Annotated in this window: 14 protein-coding genes; 3 read left to right on the forward strand and 11 right to left on the reverse strand. The window is 65.3% G+C overall.

Going from position 1 to position 19,219, the window contains the following annotated elements; all coding sequences use genetic code 11:
• Nucleotides 1–30: 30 nt before the first annotated feature.
• The 6 genes from ACQ5DX_RS28450 to ACQ5DX_RS28475 form a co-directional block, all read right to left on the reverse strand.
• Nucleotides 31–855, reverse strand: coding sequence for an enoyl-CoA hydratase/isomerase family protein (locus tag ACQ5DX_RS28450; RefSeq protein ID WP_430336089.1), 825 nt, complete (start codon nt 853–855; stop codon nt 31–33).
• A 15-nt stretch (nt 856–870) separates the two neighbouring features.
• Complete coding sequence (locus ACQ5DX_RS28455; RefSeq protein ID WP_430336090.1) at nt 871–1,974, reverse strand: CaiB/BaiF CoA transferase family protein; 1,104 nt, start codon at nt 1,972–1,974, stop codon at nt 871–873.
• Nucleotides 1,964–2,755, reverse strand: coding sequence for an SDR family NAD(P)-dependent oxidoreductase (locus tag ACQ5DX_RS28460; RefSeq protein ID WP_430336091.1), 792 nt, complete (start codon nt 2,753–2,755; stop codon nt 1,964–1,966). The genes ACQ5DX_RS28455 and ACQ5DX_RS28460 overlap by 11 nt, the downstream gene beginning before the upstream one ends.
• Before the next feature lie 3 nt (nt 2,756–2,758).
• Nucleotides 2,759–3,955 carry a thiolase family protein gene (locus ACQ5DX_RS28465; protein WP_430336092.1) on the reverse strand — a complete coding sequence of 399 codons (1,197 nt, stop codon included), beginning with the start codon at nt 3,953–3,955 and terminating at the stop codon, nt 2,759–2,761.
• An 87-nt stretch (nt 3,956–4,042) separates the two neighbouring features.
• Nucleotides 4,043–5,623: an AMP-binding protein gene (locus tag ACQ5DX_RS28470; RefSeq protein WP_430336093.1), complete on the reverse strand. Its 1,581-nt coding sequence runs from the start codon at nt 5,621–5,623 to the stop codon at nt 4,043–4,045.
• Between the two features lie 97 nt (nt 5,624–5,720).
• On the reverse strand, nt 5,721–6,968 hold the full coding sequence (locus ACQ5DX_RS28475) for an MFS transporter (RefSeq protein ID WP_430336094.1): 1,248 nt from the start codon (nt 6,966–6,968) through the stop codon (nt 5,721–5,723).
• A gap of 566 nt (nt 6,969–7,534) precedes the next feature.
• Here ACQ5DX_RS28475 and ACQ5DX_RS28480 point away from each other — a divergent pair.
• The 3 genes from ACQ5DX_RS28480 to ACQ5DX_RS28490 are packed head-to-tail and all read left to right on the forward strand — an operon-like array spanning nt 7,535 to nt 10,831.
• Nucleotides 7,535–8,728 carry an acyl-CoA dehydrogenase family protein gene (locus tag ACQ5DX_RS28480; RefSeq protein WP_430336095.1) on the forward strand — a complete coding sequence of 398 codons (1,194 nt, stop codon included), beginning with the start codon at nt 7,535–7,537 and terminating at the stop codon, nt 8,726–8,728.
• 59 nt (nt 8,729–8,787) lie between these two features.
• Nucleotides 8,788–9,927, forward strand: a complete 1,140-nt coding sequence (locus ACQ5DX_RS28485) for an acyl-CoA dehydrogenase family protein (RefSeq protein WP_430336096.1) — start codon at nt 8,788–8,790, stop codon at nt 9,925–9,927.
• Between the two features lie 58 nt (nt 9,928–9,985).
• A complete protein-coding gene (locus ACQ5DX_RS28490; protein WP_430336097.1) occupies nt 9,986–10,831 on the forward strand; it encodes an alpha/beta fold hydrolase in 846 nt (281 codons plus the stop codon).
• A 285-nt stretch (nt 10,832–11,116) separates the two neighbouring features.
• Here ACQ5DX_RS28490 and ACQ5DX_RS28495 read toward each other — a convergent pair whose 3' ends face one another.
• The 5 genes from ACQ5DX_RS28495 to ACQ5DX_RS28515 form a co-directional block, all read right to left on the reverse strand.
• The gene (locus ACQ5DX_RS28495) at nt 11,117–12,241 is read right to left on the reverse strand and encodes an NDMA-dependent alcohol dehydrogenase (RefSeq protein WP_430336098.1); all 1,125 of its coding nucleotides are present in this window, start codon (nt 12,239–12,241) and stop codon (nt 11,117–11,119) included.
• 110 nt (nt 12,242–12,351) lie between these two features.
• Nucleotides 12,352–13,803, reverse strand: coding sequence for an aldehyde dehydrogenase (locus ACQ5DX_RS28500; RefSeq protein WP_430336099.1), 1,452 nt, complete (start codon nt 13,801–13,803; stop codon nt 12,352–12,354).
• 293 nt (nt 13,804–14,096) lie between these two features.
• On the reverse strand, nt 14,097–15,203 hold the full coding sequence (locus ACQ5DX_RS28505; protein ID WP_430336100.1) for an NAD(P)-dependent alcohol dehydrogenase: 1,107 nt from the start codon (nt 15,201–15,203) through the stop codon (nt 14,097–14,099).
• A gap of 36 nt (nt 15,204–15,239) precedes the next feature.
• Nucleotides 15,240–16,709, reverse strand: a complete 1,470-nt coding sequence (locus tag ACQ5DX_RS28510) for an aldehyde dehydrogenase (protein ID WP_430336101.1) — start codon at nt 16,707–16,709, stop codon at nt 15,240–15,242.
• On the reverse strand, nt 16,706–19,192 hold the full coding sequence (locus ACQ5DX_RS28515) for a CoA transferase (RefSeq protein WP_430336102.1): 2,487 nt from the start codon (nt 19,190–19,192) through the stop codon (nt 16,706–16,708). The genes ACQ5DX_RS28510 and ACQ5DX_RS28515 overlap by 4 nt, the downstream gene beginning before the upstream one ends.
• Nucleotides 19,193–19,219 lie beyond the last annotated feature (27 nt).

Here is a 19,219-nt window from a genome sequence, read left to right on the forward strand (position 1 = left end):
GCCTTGGCAGAGTCTTCTTCCACGACGCTGTCACATCCCTGCCGAGTTCGCCGACGCGGTGGCTGTTCCGCCGCGGAAGATACGCGCGTAAACCGGGTCCCGGTCGGCCGCGCGCTGCTGTTCGGCCGCCATCTGATCGGGCGTGGCCATGGTGTCGAACAGCTGGTACTCGGTGGCCAACGCGGCCGCGGTCGGCGTGCCAAGGGCGTTGGTGAAGGAGACCTTCGCGGCCTTGAGTGCGTACCCGGCGTATTGGGCTATCTCGCGGGCGTAGTCGACGGCCTCGGTCACCGCGTTGCGGGGGGCACTTAGCCGGTCGACTAGGCCCAGTTCGAGAGCCTTGTCCGCCGAGATCTGGCGTCCGGAGAATACAAGGTCGCGGGCAGCTGCGGGGCCGATCAGGCTCTGCAGCCTGGTCATCCCGCCCGCGCCTGGAAGCGAGCCGATCTTGATCTCCGGCAGACCGAACTGCGCGGCGGGATCCGCAAACCTGATATCGCAGGCCAGTGTCAATTCCGTGCCGCCGCCCAGCGCGAGTCCGTTGATCGCAGCGACGGTCGGCACGGCGAGATTGGCGAAGGCATCGTAGGCCCGGCGCGCCAGCTGAATCCATCCGGGGCCGAACTCGGGGTCCCGCAAATCCGCTCCGGCGCAGAAGAATCGGTCGCCGCTTCCGGTGATGACTACCACGCGCACCTCAGTGTCCGTCGCGCAGAGATCGGCGAGTGTTAGCAGATCCCTGCTCAGTGGTGCGCTGATGGTGTTTGCCGATCGGGCGCGGTCGATGGTGGCAAGCAGTACGCCTGGCGCCGCCCAATCCAGGTCCAGGTTGTCCAGTTTCGGCAGGTTCGTCATGGTGTCCCGCTCCTCTCATCCGTTGCGCGGGTGGTGGCCCGCGCACGACAGAAACTTCTCGTTGTCGGCCCCCAGTTGCGGGGCACGCATGTCGGCGGGCCGGGGATCGAACTGAGTCAGTGGCGTACGAACGTCCGGCAGCGTGTCCTCACGGAGTCTGATCACGCCCCGGCCGAGGAACAGTTCGTCGGAGAGCACGCTGCCTGTGTCGTTCACGCGATCCACCGGGACGCCGGCCCTGCCGAGCTCGTCGAGCCAGTAGTCGGTGCTCCGTTCCGCGATACGCTCGGCGACGGCGGCGCGCAGCTCCTCGAATCGGACGTGTCGTGCGGACCGGTCCAGGCCGGCGATTTCAGGCAGGTTCAGCCGCTCGCACAGGAGTTGCCAGAAGTGATCCTCGAATGCGATGGAAACCGACAGCCAGCCGTCCGTGGTCTGATAGAACCCATATCCGGGATTGGCATTGCCGCGGAATGGATTCCAACCGATGGACCAGTCACCCACGTTCAGTACCGAAGACCAGCCGGCCAATGCGTCGGCCATCGACAGGTCGAGGTATCTGCTCTCGTCGCCGGCTAGGGCGCTCACCGCTGTCATCATCGCCGCGTACAGCCCCGCCGTTAGGTCGGCCAAGGGCAGGCCTGTGTCGTGCGGATCGAATGCCTGGGGCATCGCCACGCCAGCGCGACCCTGGATCGACAGGTCGTGGGCGGGAAGTTGGGCCTGCGGCCCGGACTGTCCGTATCCTGAGATGGCGCAGTAGACGATGTCCTCGCGAACCGCACGCAGCGTCTCGTAGTCGACGCCCAGCCGTCGCGCGACCCCGGGGCGGAACCCTTCCAGCACGATTCGGCAGGACCTGGCGAGTTCCGTCAACTGCCGACGGTCCTGGCTGTCCTTCAGGTCGAGCGTGACGCTGAACTTGCCGCGGTTGAGTAGCTCGAACAGCGCGGGACTCTGCCGCGCGGGATCACCCTCGCACGGATGCTCGACCATCACGACCTCGGCACCCATCTCCCGCAGCAGCATCGCCGCATACGGACCCGGAAGCTGCTGCGCCAGCGAGAGCACCCGCACCCCGGCCAGCGGCGTCCCGAAGGGCGAGCGGTCAAAGGGCATTCGAGTATCCGCCGTTGACAGGCAGGGTCTGCTTGGTGATCCAGCCCGCGTCCTCACCGGCGAAGAAGCAGATCGCGGCGGCGGCGTCGGTGGCTTCGCCGAAACGCTTGACGGCGTAGCCGCTGAGGATCCGGCGGGCCGTCTTGTCGTCCATCTCGTCGATCTGCGCGGTAGCCGGCGTGCGCGTTGCCCCCAGTGCGACACAGTTAGCTGTCACCCCGTGCCGGCCGGTGGCGCTGCCGATCGCGCGGGTGAAGCCGGCCGCACCGGCCTTGGCACCCGAATAGACCACGTAGTTCGGCTCGCCCACTCGGGCGGCCTCGGAGATCACGGTGACAATGCGGCCGTATCCACGTTCAACCATGCCGCCAACGACAGCGTGCGTGCAGTTGAGGACGCCCGTGAAGTTCACGCCGATCCACGGCGTCCACTCCGCGGGATCGCTCTCCCAGAACAGCGACTGGTCCTGTGCGTGTCCGGCGGTGCCAGAGTTGCCGGCGTTATTGACGAGAATGTCGATACCGCCGAACTCCGCCGTCGCCTTCGCGACCGCCTCGCGCACCGCGGGGCCGTCGGTCACGTCGAACGGGGCGGCGATTGCCTCGGCGCCTAGTCCGCGGAGCTCGTTGGCCACCGCCTCGGCCCGCTCGGCCACGTAGTCGTTGACCACGACCCGGCCAGCGATCCCGCGCCGCACCAAGTCGATCGCGGTTTGACGACCGACTCCCTGACCGGCGCCCGTCACGAGGGCCACCCGAGTGGATGTTGCTGTCGATGCCATGGGTTAGATCCTTTCCAGGACTGTGAGAGACAGAGCCGCGGTGTCGTCGCCTATGGATCCGCCTGCGTTGTGCGCCAGCGCAAGTCGCGCTCCTGAGCGCTGGCGGTCGCCGGACCGACCTTTGAGCTGCTCGGTGAGCTCGACCAGCTGCGCACAGCCGGAAGCCCCCACTGGGTGCCCCTTCGCGAGCAGTCCACCGCTGGGGTTGACGTAGGTGGTTCCACCCAGTGCGGTCCGTCCCGAACGGATCAGCGCCGCACCCTCCCCCACCGGCGCGAGCTGCAGGGACTCACAGTGCTCGAGTTCGGCCGGCGCGGCGGCGTCGTGCAACTCGACCACGTCGAGATCGGCGGGATCGATCCCCGCCTCCCCGTACACTCGCTCCACCGCGCGCTCGACCGACAGGGGCGCGTTGTCGGTACCGGAGGTCAGCACTGACGCTCGGATCCGCACCAGTGGCCCGCCGGCAGCCAACGCCGCCGCTTTGCTGCCGAGGATCACCGACGCCGCACCGTCTCCGATGGGCGAGCACATCGGCAGGGTGAGCGGCCAGACGATCTCCCGCGCGCCGAGCACCTGTTCGACAGTCAGTTCTTCCTGCAGCTGGGCCCGCGGGTTGCGTGCGGCGAACTGCCGGGACTTGGCTACGACGGCGGCCAGGTCGGCCTGTGTTGCACCGGTCTTGTCCATGTACGCGCGGGCGTTCTCCGCGTAGATGTCCATGAACCGTGAACGACTGCCGCTTCCGACGGCTACCGCGAGGCGGTCGACGGTGTGGTCGTCACCGCCAACCTCGTCGAGGTCCACACCCGATGCGTAGGCGCGGAAGCTGACCTGTTTGTCGGAATGCGTCAGCTTCTCGGCACCGACGACCATCGTTGTCTCCGCCTGCCCGGAGGCGACGGTCATCCACGCGAGGTGGGCGGCGGAGGAGCCTGACGCGCACGCATTCTCGACGTTGATGATGGTCGAGCCGAGTAGCCCGGTGTGACGCAGCGCCACCTGACCGCGGATGGTCTCCTGGCCCGATACGAGGCCGCCTACCGCGTTCGAGAAGTACACGTATGGGATCGCATCTGGGGTCAGCCCGGCATCGTGCATCGCGTCCTCGGCCGCGGCCGTGGCCAGCGATCGGACAGTTCTGTCCCAGTGTTTACCGAAGGGCGTCATACCGACGCCGATCACGTACACATCGCGCATGTTTTCAACCTTCTGCTTGGGTCGGCCGCCGCACTGCTCAACGACGGTGGCGGCCGGGGTTGTGACTGCCCGTCCGGAAGTCGCGGCTCAGGCCGAGGCGTTCGACAGACGGAGCTTGATCATCTTCTTGTCGATCTTTCCGATCGCGGTCAAGGGGAAGTCGTCGGTGAAATGGATCCCCTTCGGGGTGTGGATGGCACCCTTCTGCTCTCGGACCAGGGCCTTCAGTTCGGTGACGTCCACATCGGTACCAGCCTTGAGCTTGACCAGTGCGTGTACCGCCTCTCCCCACTTGTCGTCCGGGATACCGACGACGGCTGCATATTCCACCGCTGGATGAGTGTGGAGTACGTCCTCGATTTCCTTGGGGTACACGTTGAATCCGCCGGAAACGATCATGTCCTTCTTGCGGTCGACGATGAAGAAGTAGCCGTCCGCGTCCTGCACGGCGATGTCACCGGTATGCAGCCAACCGTCCTTGAGGGTCGCGGCGGTTACGTCCGGTTGCTTCCAGTACCCGCTCATGACGGAGGTGCCGCGCAGGCACAGTTCACCAGCGGTGCCGATCGGGACGTCGCGGCCATTGTCGTCGAGGATCCTGGCGGTGATGCCGGCCGGTGGACGGCCGGCGGACGTGAGGAGATCCGGCCGATCCTCGCGGTGGTCCTGTTTGAGCAGCAGTGTCGCCCCGACACCGATCTCCGTCTGTCCGTATCCTTGCAACAGCACGTCGCCGAACCGCTTGTGGGTCTGGACGAGGCGCGGAATGGACATGGGGGCAGCGCCGTAGACCAATGTGGCCAGGCTGGAAAGGTTCCGGCGGTCGATATCCGGGTGGTCGAGGAGTGCGTAGATCATCGTCGGAACGAGGAACGTCACCGAGACCTTCTCACTCTCGATGATGCGAAGAGCTTCGGCCGCGTCAAACTTGTCCACCAGGACCACCCGGCCGCCCAACGCCAGTGTCGGCGCAAGCAACTGACCGGCGGCATGGGTGATCGGCGCTGCGATCATCAGGACGATGTCGTTGGGCCACTGCCAGTTCGCCTGCACCAGCAGCGCCTGGCATAGGGCCGCACGGTGTGTGTGGATGACGCCCTTCGGGCGCCCGGTCGTTCCGCCCGTGTAGAAGATCGACGAGTAGTCGTCGGCAGTGGCGACAGTGGTGACCGAAGCCGTTCCGGCGGTGTCTCTTTCCACTTCCGAGGCCAACGCGATCAGGTCCTCGCCTACGGGTCCAGGCCCAAGGGAGTACACCTTCCGCAGGCCCGGTGTCGTCGCGAGTTCGCGTGCGCGGTCCCCAAACGTGCGGGGGTCGTAGACGAAGGTGTGCGCTTCACTGTCCTCGAGGATGAAGCGGTGATCGGATTCCGATCCCAGTGGAGGCAGTCCCGTGTGACGTGCCCCCAACATCTGGGCACCGACCATTACCAGGAATGCCTCGGGCAGGTTGCCCGACAAGACGGCGATGCCCGCGCCGCGGGAGAGTCCACCGTCGGCGAGCACCCGAGACATCGCCTGGGCGAGCTCGACCGCGGCGTCGCCGGTCATGTCTCGATCGCCGTGTGTGAACGCGACCTCACGTCCACGCCGCGCCAGAGCCGAGAGGCAATACTCGACGAACGTCGACTCGGGGACCTCTCGCTCCCCGGGATTCTTGTTATTCACCTTGGATCACCACCTTTCGCTGCGGCGGAGACCTGCCGCCTGAACTTGCGCTGTATACCGCGGGAATCAATCCAACAGATCATGCTTGCCTGGTTAGTTAAGATTCTAGCACTCGTACATGCCCCCGCACGAGAGCGCTGTCACGGTCCGGGTTCGCTAATGCCAACATTGCAAGCGAAGCGACCAGTGCGATGGCTCCGATAAGCTGAAACGCAGTGGCGTAGCCAGTGGCGGCGGACGACGCGTGATCCACGATCAAGCCGGTGCCATAGGGCGCCAACAGTCCACCGATCGCCTGGATTGCCAGGAAGACGCCCATCGTCCCGGCGGTCTGTTGTGGCGGGCACAGCTCGGAGATCGCAGCGGTGACCAGCGGGAATGCTGCTGCACCGAAGCCGTATCCGATCGACACTGCCGCGACGGCGAGTGCCGGCGCGGAGATCGACGGCAGGAACAGCAGGGTGACCCCTGCGATCACGACTCCGATTGCGGGCGTGACGATTCGAGCAGCCCGCGATCGGACGCCACGTGAGACGAGCCGGTCGGTGACTACGGCCGCGCCGAGCCCAACGACCAGACCCACGATCGACGGCAGACCGAACAACGAACCGGCCTGCAGAGCACTGAAACCGAGTCCGACCTCGAAATAGGACGGAAGCCAGGTGAGTACCACCGTGGACAGCGCGTACAGCGCCATCACGAGGAACGAACACGAGACGAAGGTGCGGTTGAGGAAGATCCTTCGCCACGGCACAGATGGCTCGGATGCTTCCCCTTCGACTACCTTGCCGGCGCCGGGCCCAATGAAGGGCCCTTCCTTCCAGCCGGCGAGCCACGACATGGTCCAGATGGCACCGAGCAGCGAGAGCGTCACGATCGCGGCCCGCCAGCCCCAGGTCACGGTCACAAACGCGAGAGCGGGGGCGAGAGCGATCTTCGCGACCGACGCAGAGCTGATCAGGATCGCGCTGGGCAGGCCACGCTTGGCGGGTGGATGCCATGAGTAGATTCCTGTATGCATCAGTGCCGAGCCTGGGCCCTCCGCCAGGCCGAGCGCCATGCGGGTGACCACCAGCATCACCAGACTCGCGGAGACCACCAGCGGGAGCATCACTACCGACCATGCGATACCGAGCGCGAGTAGTGCCCAGCGGAGTGTGAGGAGTTTGTTCAGCGGCCCGGCCAGGAACCCGCCGATCGTGAAGGTGAGGAAGAACAGCGAGCCGACGAGGCCGATCTGCGAGGCGGTCAGCCCCAGTTCGCGTGCGAGCGGTTGCGCAATGATGCCCAAGACCGCCTTGTCGGCGTAGTTGACGAGGTAGAGGAACACGATCAGGCCGGTCATTCCCCAGGCTCGTTTGCCACTCACCACCGAGGGGGCGGCGGCCACGCGGGCGGCGGGGTCCACCGGTGGAGGTGCTGCTACTTCCGGGGTTTTCGAATTGTTCACCACTGGTTCCTTTTCGAGGCTCGAGGTTAGGTTCCGCCACTGCACTGGCGGTGAAGGCTGGACAGCGCGCGCCCGGATCGTCGGGTGCCGGCAGAACGGCCGCTGGCGTAGTTCCGTGTGAATCGAGTCCCTCACGCATCACGCATGTGATGCGTTTCACTCAATCGGCCCATACCGTAACCTTGCTTAACCGCACGGTCAAGCCTTCTCATGATGGATGGGATCCCAACCTTGCGACAATGCCCCGAGTTGCCTGACCACCCGAAGCGGCGAGACGCCGCGGATATCGGACGCACCATCGAAGAAGGCCCTGATGCGGAGTCCGCCAGCTCCAGTCGGACGCCATCCAGAAGCGCGGACCGGGGCCGGCCGCCACATCCGTCCGCGAGATTCATGCTTAACTTGATAGTTAAGTTCACCTTTGGTGCGAGGCACCTTTCGACGAAAGAGACCAAGCAGGGATGACAAACGAAAACCTCGGCCCAGACATCGAGATCGACTTCCTCGACGCGATCCAAGCCTTCATCGATCGCGTCGTACGCCCGGTGGAGGACCGGTACGCCGGCGAACTCGCCGAGTTCGGAACCATCGACCCCGCATCGCAACTGGACGAGCGACGGGCGCTGCGCCGACGTAGCGCAGAGGCGGGTCTATACGGGGCCGCCATGCCGGAAGAGGTCGGCGGCGAGGGACTGAACGCCGGCACCATCGCACACTCATACCGTCTGATCGGAGCCAGCGGATTGCTCCTGGCCGATCGTGGCGGCGTGCTCCCCAACGTGGAAGGGCCGCAGGCACCGATGGTGGCAATGTCGCCCGAACAGCGCGATCGGTATCTGTCACCGCTCATGCGCGCCGAGCTCGAAGGCTGCTTCGCGATCACCGAACCTGGCGCCGGTTCGGACGCCGCCAACGTCCAGACCACCGCCAAGCAGGACGGCGACCAGTGGGTCATCAATGGAATCAAGCAGTTCATCACGCACGGGGCCTACGCCGACTTTGTCCAGGTCGTTGCAGTGACCGACCCGGAGGCATCCGCGTCACGGCGCCTTACGGCGTTCCTCGTCGACATGGACACACCCGGGGTCTCCGTGGGCGCAACCCACCACACGCTCGGCGAGGACCGGCCCGTCGACCTGTACTTCGACGGTGTCCGCGTGCCGGAGAGCGCAATCGTCGGCGAACGCGGACACGCCCTGCGCTACGCGCTCGCAGGAATCGGTCGTGCCCGCATCAACATCGGGGCCCTGGCCATCGGCAAGTGCGAATACCTGCTGGAGCGGATGATCGACTACGCGTCGCAACGGACGGCGTTCGGGCGGGCGATCGGTGGTCACCAATTCGTCCAGGGCCACATCGTGGACTCGGGGATCGAGATCGAGGCCGCACGTGGACTGCTTCGGTCCGCCTGTGAGGTTGCTGACCAGGACGACGAACGTGCCCGTCGCCTGAGTGCGGCCACCAAGGTCTACGCGACCGAGGCGCTCTCCCGCGTCGCCGACCGTGCGATTCAGGTGTTCGGCGGGAACGGGGTCACTAACGCCACCGGCATCGAACGCTTCTACCGCGATGCCCGGGCCATGCGGATCTACGAGGGCACCAGCGAGGTGTTGCGTTGGAACATCGCTCGCTGGATGGGTCTGCCGTCGTCCTGACGGCACCACCCTCGCGCACCGTCGATACCCGCGCCACGACACGAAATCGAGGACCAAGGATGAAACGCGACATCTACCAACAGGACCACCACGACTTCCGCTCAATGGTCCGCAGCTTCACCGCCAAACACATCGCTCCTCACGTCGAACGCTGGGACGACGACGGTCTCATCGACAGGATCACGTGGACCTCAGCGGGCGCGACCGGACTTCTCGGAATCGGTGTACCGACCGAATACGGGGGCGGAGGCAACCCGGACTTCCGCTATCGCATGATCCTCATGGAGGAGTTCACGCGAGTCGGCGCGAACTCCTTCAATGCGGCAACCAGCGTGCAGGACGACCTCGTCATTCCCTACCTGGTCGATCTGGGCAGCGACGAGCAGAAGTCCCGCTGGCTGCCTTCTCTGTGCGACGGCACCGCGGTGGGCGCCCTTGGACTCACCGAGCCGAGCGCTGGCAGCGATCTACGTGGTATCCGGACCATCGCGACACGACGCGGCGAGGAGTGGGTCCTCAACGGCTCGAAAATCTTCATCACCAACGGATTCGGCGCGGACCTGGTGATCGTGCTTGCGAAGACCACGGACGCCATGAGCCTGTTCCTCGTACCCACCGACACGCCCGGATTCCGGCGCGGAAGCAAGCTTGACAAGCTGGGTCTGCGCGGCAGTGATACCGCCGAACTTTTCTTCGACGACCTGACGCTCCCCGCCGACAGTCTCCTCGGTACCGTCGGACGCGGATTCGTCCACGTGATGGAACGCTTACCGAGAGAACGGATGTCGATTGCGGCCACCGCGACCGCGGCGGCCCAGGCCGCCTACGACCGGACCCGGGAACATTGCTTCGTACGCAAGGCGTTTGGGCAAGCCATCGGGGACTTCCAGGCGACCCGCTTCACACTTGCGGAGATCGCCACAGATGTCGACGTCGCCGTGTCGTTCCTTGACCGAACCGCCTTGCTACTCAACGCCGGCGAACTCTCGGCGGTCGACGCCGCAAAGGCGAAGTACTGGCTGTCGGAACTCAATAGCCGCATTGTGGACCGATGCCTGCAGTTGCACGGCGGATACGGCTACATGCGGGAGTACCAGATCGCACGGGACTACGCCGATGCCCGCGTGCTGCCCATCTACGGAGGCACCAACGAGATCATGAAGGAAATCATCGGTCGCGATATTGCGGCGGACTCGTAAAACGTGCCCTCGCCGTGCGGGCCGCGGCGAGGGCCCTTTCCGAACGGAGACCTTGATAGTGACAATCACAGACACCCGCAGGACGTTCGCCGCCCACGGCCTCCAGGTTGTCGGCGACGTGGTAACCGCAGCCGGCGAGGCGGGTGTCGCGGTGATGCTCCACGGTGCCGGCCAAACCCGGCATTCGTGGTCGCGTACGGCACCCTGGCTAGGCGATCAGGGGTGGACCACGGTTGCGCTGGATGCCCGCGGCCATGGGGAATCGGATTGGGCGCCGGACGGGGACTACGCCATCGACGCCCTCGTGTACGACCTGGCGGCCGTGGTCGACGATCTCAACAGCTCCCCCGTCCTCGTCGGCGCGTCCATGGGCGGGGCAACCGCTCTTTTGGCCGTCGGCGAGTCACGGGTGCGGGCGAAAGGGCTCGTGCTCGTCGACGTGGTTCCTCGGGTCGAGCAGGCCGGCGTCTCACGGGTCAGGAACTTCATGACTGCGTGTCCGGATGGCTTCGAGTCGCTCGAGGCGGTTGCCGACGCGGTGGCTGCGTACAACCCACATCGGACGCGCCCCCGTCGACTGGACGGGCTACGCAAGAACCTCCGGATCGGCGATGACGGCCGGTGGCGCTGGCACTGGGATCCGTCCTTTCTTCGCCACGGGGGCGAACCGGCACGGACACACCTGGCAGAGCGACTCCTCGCTGCTTCCCGACGCATCGAGGTGCCCACGCTGATCATCCGAGGCGCACAGTCGGACGTCGTCACCCCGGAAGGCGTCGCGGAACTCCTCGAGGCCATCCCTCACGCCCGCGAAATCGTGGTGCCTGGCGCCGGCCACATGATCGCCGGTGACGACAACTCGATCTTCGGAGCGAGTCTGTTGGACTTCCTCGCGGGCCTGTGAGGTCGCTTCACATTCCGTCGTCCTTCGCATCGGCCCTGTCCACCGCGACCGAAGGCCCGACGCGCGGCATACGCTGCGCGTCGGGCCTTTTGGACGTCCGAGCCACCGTCAACCGAAGGTCGACCATGTCTCTATCGAGATGTCAGGTCCGCGGTCTGAACCACATCTTCGATGTCGTCGGATGGCTGTTCGAGTACGAGTCGGTCGATCGGGTAGTGGCCCACCCGCTCCAGCTCTACGAGGTGCGGGATGACAGATAGCTGCGGCGCTCGAACCTGAGCGGGGTCAGTAATCGGCGTCGGTGTACTCGATGATGCCGCGCAGATTGTGGCCGTCGAGCATGTCCGCGTAACCCTCGTTGATCTGGTCGTGGGCATAGGTTCGCGTGACCAACTCGTCGAGGTGGAGGATCCCGCTCCGGTAGAGGTTGAGCAGTTTCGGAATCTGCGTGCGCGGACTCGCGCCACCGAAAACGGTCCCTTGCAAACGCTTTTCGTACATGGCAAACATTGTTGTGTTGAGCGGGACACCCTGGGTCATCATGTTCGCGAGTCCGGTGAGCACTACAGTGCCCCCCTTGCCGGTGATGTCGAGCGCTTCCTGGATCATCTCCGGCTCAACCAGACCGGGGGTCAGGATTGTGACATCCGACAGGGTCCCCCACGTGAGTTCCGGTAGTTGCTCTGCGACATCCTGAATCGACGTGAATGCATGGGTAGCACCGAGTTTGAGTGCCTCGGTTCGCTTCTTCTCGACGGGGTCGACGGCGATGACGAACCTCGCTCCTGCATTCGCGGCGCCTTGCACGGCATTGATCCCGATTCCACCGATACCGACCACGACGACAGTGTCACCGGCCTGCACGCCTCCGGCGGATACTGCCGAGCCCCAACCTGTGGGCACACCACATCCGAGGAGTACGGCGCGGTTGAGGGGAATGTCCTTCTCGATCTTTACGATGCTTGACTGGTGCGCGGTGACATAAGGCGCAAATGTTCCCAGTCCGCTCACCCGGTTGAGCGGACTTCCCTGGCAGCTCGCACGGTAGGTCCCGTCAACGGACAGGCCGGTGCTGTTGTCCGCGCCGCGATCGCACAGATTCTGTCTGCCGCGAGAGCACATACGGCAAATGCCGCAGGACGGCACGAACGCCAGAACCACGTGGTCGCCCTCCTCGAGGCCTTCGACGCCGCGACCGAGCTTGGTCACCACCCCAGCGCCCTCATGCCCGGCGAGCAAGGGGAAGAATGCCGGGACCAGGTCTCCGGTTCGGAAGTGGTAATCCGAATGGCATAACCCACTGGCAGCCAGCCGGACTTGCACCTCTCCGGAAACCGGATCGCCGAGTTCGAACTCCTCGACCTTCCACTCCTGACCGACACCGTGCAGGATTGCACCCTTGGTCTTCATGACTTGATCTGCTCCCTCTCTGTGGCGAAATACGTTGTTCGGCTTCCGGTGCCCACACCGCCGGATTGGAGTCGAGTGCCAGCAATCTCCGCGTTGTGAGAAGAAACCGGCTAGCCGGCGATCGCGATGGTCTTGGCTTCCAAGTACGAACGCAGGCCCTCGTCACCCAGTTCGCGCCCGATTCCGGAGTTCTTGTAGCCGCCGAACGGAGCAGTCGGCTCGGTGGAGAACCCGTTGACCGTGATGGTGCCGGTACGAACGTGGCGTGCAACCTCGATGCCGCGTTCGGTGTCTGCCGTGAAGACCGCGCCGGACAGGCCGTATTCGGACTCGTTGGCGATTCTCAGCGCGTCCGCATCGTCCTCATACGGAATCAGGCACACCACAGGACCGAAGATCTCCTCCTGCGCTATCCGCATCGAGTTGTCGACGTCGCCGAACAGTGTCGGACTCACATAGCAGCCTCGTTCCAGGTCTTCCGGGATGCCGCCACCCGCGAGTAGGGTGGCACCTTCCTCGCACCCGATGCGGATGTAGTCGAGCACGCGCTGCTGCTGCCGGGCGGACACCAGTGGACCGACCTGGGTCGCCGGGTCTGCCGGGTCGCCGACCACCAGGGCGTTGGCGGCATCGGTCAGGCGCCGGGCGATCTCGTCGTAGAGTGACCGAGGCGCGAGGACCCGGGTGAGCGCGACGCATGCCTGACCGTTGTTGAGCGCCCAGGATGCGCGACCGATGGTGGACACCGCGTGGTCGAGATCAGCGTCCTCGAGGATGATCGCCGCGGACTTGCCGCCGAGCTCCAGGGTGACGCGGGTCAGGTTCGCCGCGGCGACCTCCATGATCCGCTTACCAGCTCCGACAGACCCCGTGAACGACACCTTGTCGATGCCCTTGTGCGCGACCAGATACTCACTGACCTCGCGGTCAGCGGGGAGTACGCTCAGAACCCCCTCGGGCAGCCCGACCTCGTCTGCGATCTCCGCGAGAATATATGCGTCCAGGGGCGTTTCGGGCGACGGCTTGAGCACCACGGTGCACCCCGCCGCAAGTGCGAACGCCAGCTTGTTGATCGAGACGAAAGCGGGGACGTTCCACGGCACCACAGCAGCGACGACGCCGACCGGCTCGTAGCGCACAATCACGTCGCTGCGCAGCCCCGGGCGTCGATGCTCGAATGGATAAGCGCGCGCGGTCTCCACCGCGAGCCCACAGACCAAGGCCGGCGCACCCGCCTGAGATGCAAGGCTCCACGTGATTGGCGACCCGTTCTCTCGTGAGATCACCGAGGCCAACTGCTGGATCCTCTGCTGGAGCGCCGATGCGAATCGCTCGATCACTGCGAGGCGCTCCTCCAACGGAAGCCTCGGCCACGGCCCCACGTCGAACGCCTCACGTGCCATAGCGACCGCCTTGTCCACGTCATCGCGTGTCGCGTGCGGCACCCGCCCGATTGCCTCGCCCGTCGCAGGGCTCACGACTTCGATTGAGGCTTGGCCGGTTGGAATCTCCCATCGGCCTCCGATGAACAACTCCTTGTATTCGACAAACTCTTTCACCATTGTGTCCTCCACGTCTCGAATTGATCAATGAACGCTAGCTAGCCTCGATTGCGAAAGGGGTAGGAAATCCTCTGCCGAATTGCGCTGCGCCGCACAGTAACTGCAGCACGATAGTGGCGTCCTGGCAGACGACGCCGCTCGCCAAGGCACGCGGGATTGAGAACGGTCCAGGCCTGCGCCGCCAGTCCCAGCCGCACTCGGTGCACCACACCGAGTGCGGGATTGTTGATCTACTCCCGAGAAGGGCGATCCGCATCCCACTGCTGCCCCCCCCCGCGGGTTGAGCTACGGCATCAGGGTTCGGGGAATACCAGGATCGGTTTGATCGCGGATCCCTCCTCCGTGGCCCGTACCGCTTTCTCTATATCCCCGAACGGGAACCTGCTGATCAACCGGTCGACGGGGAACCGTCCTTGCAGATAGAGCTCCACCAGGTGCGGGATGACGATGTCCGGTTCACTCAGACCCGTCGGATATCCGCGAACGGCGATCCCGGAGAAGGCGAGCTGCATGTGGTTGAGGCTGATGTCCTGGTCTGCCGGGCCGACGCCGAGAATCGCACATTCTCCACCCGGGGCGAGGCTTTCGACCGCTGCACGGACTACGGCGGGAACACCGGTCGCCTCGACGCTGAACTGGACGCCGTCGGGCACGATGGCGCGAACGGCTGCGGGCAGCGGCTCGTCCCCTGCAAGGATCGTGTGTGTCGCGCCCAGTTCTGCAGCCAAGTCCAGCCGAGACTGGAACCGGTCGACCGCGATAATCGTGGTGCAGCCTCCGGCCCGGGCCGCGAGTACGGCAGCCAACCCGACGGTTCCCGATCCGAAGACTACGATGGACGAGCCGATGGCGGGGCGTAGTCCGTTGATCACCGTGCCGGCGCCGGTGAGCACGCCACAGGAGAAGGCCGGAGCCAGTGTGAGGTCCAGATCGGGATCGATCCGCGTCGCGTTGCGTTCGTGGGCCAAGGCATGGGTGGCAAAGCTCGACTGGCCGAAGAACTGCCCGTGGATGGTCTCGCCTTTGCGACTCAGGCCGGTGGAGCCGTCGGGACGCCCGCCGCCGAAGTTGAGCATGGCCTGCTTGCTGCAGGGTGCCGCTGCGCCGCTCTTGCAAGCCGCACACACACCGCACGTCAGTCGGCTGAGTACCACGTGGTCACCAACCTCGAGGGACGAAACACCAGGGCCGACCGCCTCGACTACGCCGGCACCCTCGTGACCGAGCACCATCGGCAGCGGCAGCGGCAGGTACTGGTCACGGGCGCTGAGGTCGGAATGGCAGATGCCCACTGCCGCCATGCGGACGATGATCTCGCCCATTCTCGGTTCCTCGAGTTCCAGTTCTTCGATGACAAAGGGTGCGCCCTTCCCCCGGGTCACCGCGGCACTGATCTTCATGTTCTCTCCTTCGATCGCGCGAACTCTGCTGCCTTGTCAGATATTTCGGTATGGGGAAGGCATGAATACCGCCTGGGTTTCGGAGTACTCCGCCAGGCCCTCCGGGCCGAGTTCGCGGCCGACGCCGGAATGGCCGAAGCCCCCGAACGGAATCGAGGGGTCGAGCGTCTGCTTGCCGTTGACGTAGACCGATCCCACTCGGAGTTGCCGGGCGATCTCCTCAGCACGGTTGAGATCGTTGGTCCACACCGAACTGGACAACCCGTATTCGGTGTCGCGGGCGATGGAGATCGCTTCCTCGACTGTGTCATATGGGATGACGCAAACGACCGGGCCGAAAATCTCCTCGCGGACTGCCCGCATGTCGTTGGTCATCTGGGCCAGGACGGTCGGTTGCAGGTAGTAGCCGTCGTGGCAATCGTCCGGAATCCCGCCGCCGGCGGCTATGACTGCTCCCTCGTCGATCGCGCCGTGGATGTAGTCGAGCACTCGGTCGCGGTGTGCCTCGGTGATCATGGGGCCGATGACGGTGTCCGGGTGGGTGGGGTCGCCGACCTGCAGCGAGTTCGCCGCGGCGGCAAGCACAGAGACGATCTCGTCGTATCGGGATCGTGGTGCGAGGATGCGGCGCTGCGCGATGCACGCCTCACCATTGTTCAGTGCGAGGCCGGTCATCGTGAGACCGGCCGCGACGGACTCTACGGGCGCATCTTCGAGGATGATGGCTGCGGCATTGCCGCCGAGTTCGAGCGAGTACCTCCGGAAGTCTGTGGCGCAGGCTAGCGCGATCTTCCGTCCGACGTCTGTGCTTCCTGTGAACGCGACCATGTCGACGTCGGGGTGGGTCGACATCCGTTGGCTACCTTCGAGGTCAGCGGGCAGGATGTTCACGACGCCGGGCGGGAAGCCCGCCTCGTGTACCGCCTCGGCGAGTCGGTAGGCGATTTGTGGGGTTTCCGGCGAGGGCTTGTAGATCACGGTACAACCCGCGGCCAGGGCGGGCGCGATCTTCGACAGAGCGCCCAGAAGTGGAATGTTCCACGGCACCAGGACCGAGACGACCCCGACCGGACAGCGCCGGACGACCACATCGGCCTGGGCGAGGGCACTGGGCCGGACCTCTTCGAACGGTTCCTTGCGGGCGAGATCTGCGTAGTACCGGACGAAGTCGATTGCCCGGGTGACGTGCACCGGTTCGGCGAATCTGGAGGCGAATCCGGCCTCGCGGATCACCGTCTCGGCGATGGCCGTGGTGCGGGCGCCCAACGCATCCGCTAGCCGGGTCAAGGTGTCGGCGCGCGCCGCGGGCGACATCGTTGGCCACGGGCCACGGTCGAATGCGCTCCGCGCGGCGGCGACGGCTCGATCGACGTCCTCGACACCGCAAGCAGGGACCTGCGCGATGACGTTTCCCGTTGCGGGATCGACGACAGGCATCCGTATTTCGGTCAACGCAGGCATGAAGGTCCCGTCGACGTAGACGGTGTCGTGCTGTTCGATGCTCACAGTGTGTTCTCCATCGTGTCGCCACCCGCGTGGGGTGGTAGCAGGTCGTCTTCGGGACGGGTGTGGTCTTCCTGTACGAGTGCCAGCCACGGGTCGGGCGCCGACTCCAGCACGCGCCGATCAATGAGATCGTCCACCTGTGCGGGTTTCAGTCCCAGCTCCCCGACCGCGATTTCGCGGGTGTGCTCACCCAACAGCGGTGCACGGGTGAACGGAGGATCGGCCACCGCGGTTCCGGAGATCTGGGTGTTTTCCATCAGGTACGGCTCCTGTCCGAAGGGGTACCGCTCCCGCCGGAAGACGCCGCGCTCGATGTAGTAGCCCCAGTCGGGAACATCCGCTGCGCGCAGCATCATTCCCGCGGGCACCCCGGACTCCTGCAGGATCGTCATGGCTTCGACCGCCGGGCGCAGCGACGTCCACTCGCGGACTGCACTGTCGATGAGGGCGCGATGTTGGTCACGGTGCGCCTTGGTCGCCAACTCCGGCAGCGCCGCGAGATCTTCACGGTCGATTGCCCGGCACAACGCGCGCCACTCGGCCTCGTCTCGGACGGTGACGGCGACCCAGTCGTCCTCACCGTCGGTCTCGAACAGGCCCCACGGTGCGTCATGTTCGGGGCCGTCACCGAACGACTGTCCCCGCCTTTCCAGAGCAGTGGCGGTGATCTTCGCGGCCATGTGGCTCAGCATCACCTCGAACTGTGCGACGTTGGCCGAGCCGCCGGTTCCGGTGCGTTCGCGACGGATCAGCAGGGCCAGCGCCCCAAGTACGCCGATCCTGGCGCATACGTGATCCGGATAGGCTGTGATCGCATCACTGAAGGTCCCTGGCTCGCCCGGGTAGATCCATTGGTTGGACAGGCCCGCGGCAGCCCGAACGAGTGGCCCGTAGCCGAGTTGCCTCGCCCAGGGTCCGGTGGGACCGAAGGCCGAACTCTCCACGATCACAATCCCTGGGTTGAGTTCCCGCAGGGTGGCCTCGCCCAGCCCGAGTGAATCGAGCACGCCCGGCTTGAAGTTGGCGAGAACGACATCCGCCTCCGCAGCCAACTGCTTGACCAGCTGCACTCCCTCCGGCTGTCGCAGGTCCACTCCGAAGGATCGCTTGTTTCGGTGCCCAGCGGCGAAGCCTTGCACCATCGGCCCGGTGAAGGCGACCCTGAGCCCGTCAGGGAAGGCGGAGTTCTCGATCTTGACGACGTCCGCCCCCAGATCGCCGAACAGGCGGGCACTGTCACCGCCGACCACGATCACCCCGAGGTCGAGGACCTTGATGCCCTCCAGCGGCAGATCTCCGCGCGGCCGGTCCCTGGCACCGAGAACCGGGGCCGTCCGAGGCGCCAGATCCGGGACTACAGGCGCCTCGGCGGCCCTGGCTCGGTGACCGTCTATCTCGAAGAGTCCGTTGGGAATCGGGGCCACCACACCGGGTGCCAGTTCCACCTCGCGGAGAAATCCCCTGGCCGCTAGATGATTCGAGTCGAGGACTTCGTCGAGAGTCAGCACGGCAGCGGTGGGCACCCCGTGTTCCTGGCCCTCTCGCTCCAGCTCAGCGCGCGTTTTGTCCGCCATGAAGCGAGCGATCGCGGGAATGAGCGTGGCGTCCGCGCGCCGCTCTAGGGTGGTGTCGTACTTGGGATCGGCATACTCAGCCGGTGACCCCATCCACTTCCACAGTCCGCGCCACTGCCGTTTCGCGAGCACACAGATTCGGACGTACCCATCCGCACAGGCGATGATCGGATACCGATGTCGCTCTTCCGGCCGATCTCGGGGCAGTTCCGTCAATGGGACACCTGCCGAGGCACTGCTGGCGACACCGAACGGCGGATCCAGGGACTGCATCGCACCGACGAGGATCGAGAAGTCGATGTGGTCGCCAACGCCGGTGCGCAAGCTGTGAAGGTACACGGCGACGACCGACATCGCAGCCTGGGTGGCTGCCACGTCGTAGGACAACTCCCCCGGCGGAACTAGCGGATCCCGCCCAGGAATGCCCGAACGCGACAGCTCGCTGGTCAACGCGTGCAAGACGGGACTACTCACCCGCCATCCGCGGTAGCTGGTTACGGCTCCGAAGTCGCTGATCGACAGGACCACCAACCGTGGATAGTGGGCCCGGAGGGAGGCAACGTCAAGCCTCTCGGCTTCCGCCGAACCGGGCCGGGTGGATTCAATGAGAATGTCTGTGTCGGAGAGTATTTGCGCCCAGTCGCGCCGACCCGTATCGCCGGCGGGATCAATCTCGACCTGAGAGATTCCGTGTCGGCGGATCGACTCCGTGATCCGCTCGAGCGGGCCGCTCGCACTGTCGTCGCGATCGGCGCTGATCCCGCGGACCCGCGCCTGGGTGCACACCGCGCCGAGGTCGGCGAGGAGCCGGGCCACGGACAGCATCGGACCGCTCGACAGATCGAGCACCCTGACGCCGGACAGAGGCGGATCGTATTCGGGATTGTGATTGGAGGGACCAACGGTCACAGTGCACCACCTGTCGTTCGTGTTGTA

The sequence above is a fragment of the Rhodococcus sp. ACT016 genome (assembly GCF_050477185.1).
Classification (GTDB): Bacteria; Actinomycetota; Actinomycetes; order Mycobacteriales; family Mycobacteriaceae; genus Prescottella.

What these genes read in the sequence shown, in the direction of transcription:
- ACQ5DX_RS28450 (WP_430336089.1), bottom strand. Translation starts at nt 855, where the DNA reads ATGACGAACCTGCCGAAACTGGACAACCTGGACCTGGATTGGGCGGCG.
- ACQ5DX_RS28455 (WP_430336090.1), bottom strand. Translation starts at nt 1,974, where the DNA reads ATGCCCTTTGACCGCTCGCCCTTCGGGACGCCGCTGGCCGGGGTGCGG.
- ACQ5DX_RS28460 (WP_430336091.1), bottom strand. Translation starts at nt 2,755, where the DNA reads ATGGCATCGACAGCAACATCCACTCGGGTGGCCCTCGTGACGGGCGCC.
- ACQ5DX_RS28465 (WP_430336092.1), bottom strand. Translation starts at nt 3,955, where the DNA reads ATGCGCGATGTGTACGTGATCGGCGTCGGTATGACGCCCTTCGGTAAA.
- ACQ5DX_RS28475 (WP_430336094.1), bottom strand. Translation starts at nt 6,968, where the DNA reads ATGACCGGCCTGATCGTGTTCCTCTACCTCGTCAACTACGCCGACAAG.
- ACQ5DX_RS28480 (WP_430336095.1), top strand. Translation starts at nt 7,535, where the DNA reads ATGACAAACGAAAACCTCGGCCCAGACATCGAGATCGACTTCCTCGAC.
- ACQ5DX_RS28485 (WP_430336096.1), top strand. Translation starts at nt 8,788, where the DNA reads ATGAAACGCGACATCTACCAACAGGACCACCACGACTTCCGCTCAATG.
- ACQ5DX_RS28495 (WP_430336098.1), bottom strand. Translation starts at nt 12,241, where the DNA reads ATGAAGACCAAGGGTGCAATCCTGCACGGTGTCGGTCAGGAGTGGAAG.
- ACQ5DX_RS28500 (WP_430336099.1), bottom strand. Translation starts at nt 13,803, where the DNA reads ATGGTGAAAGAGTTTGTCGAATACAAGGAGTTGTTCATCGGAGGCCGA.
- ACQ5DX_RS28505 (WP_430336100.1), bottom strand. Translation starts at nt 15,203, where the DNA reads ATGAAGATCAGTGCCGCGGTGACCCGGGGGAAGGGCGCACCCTTTGTC.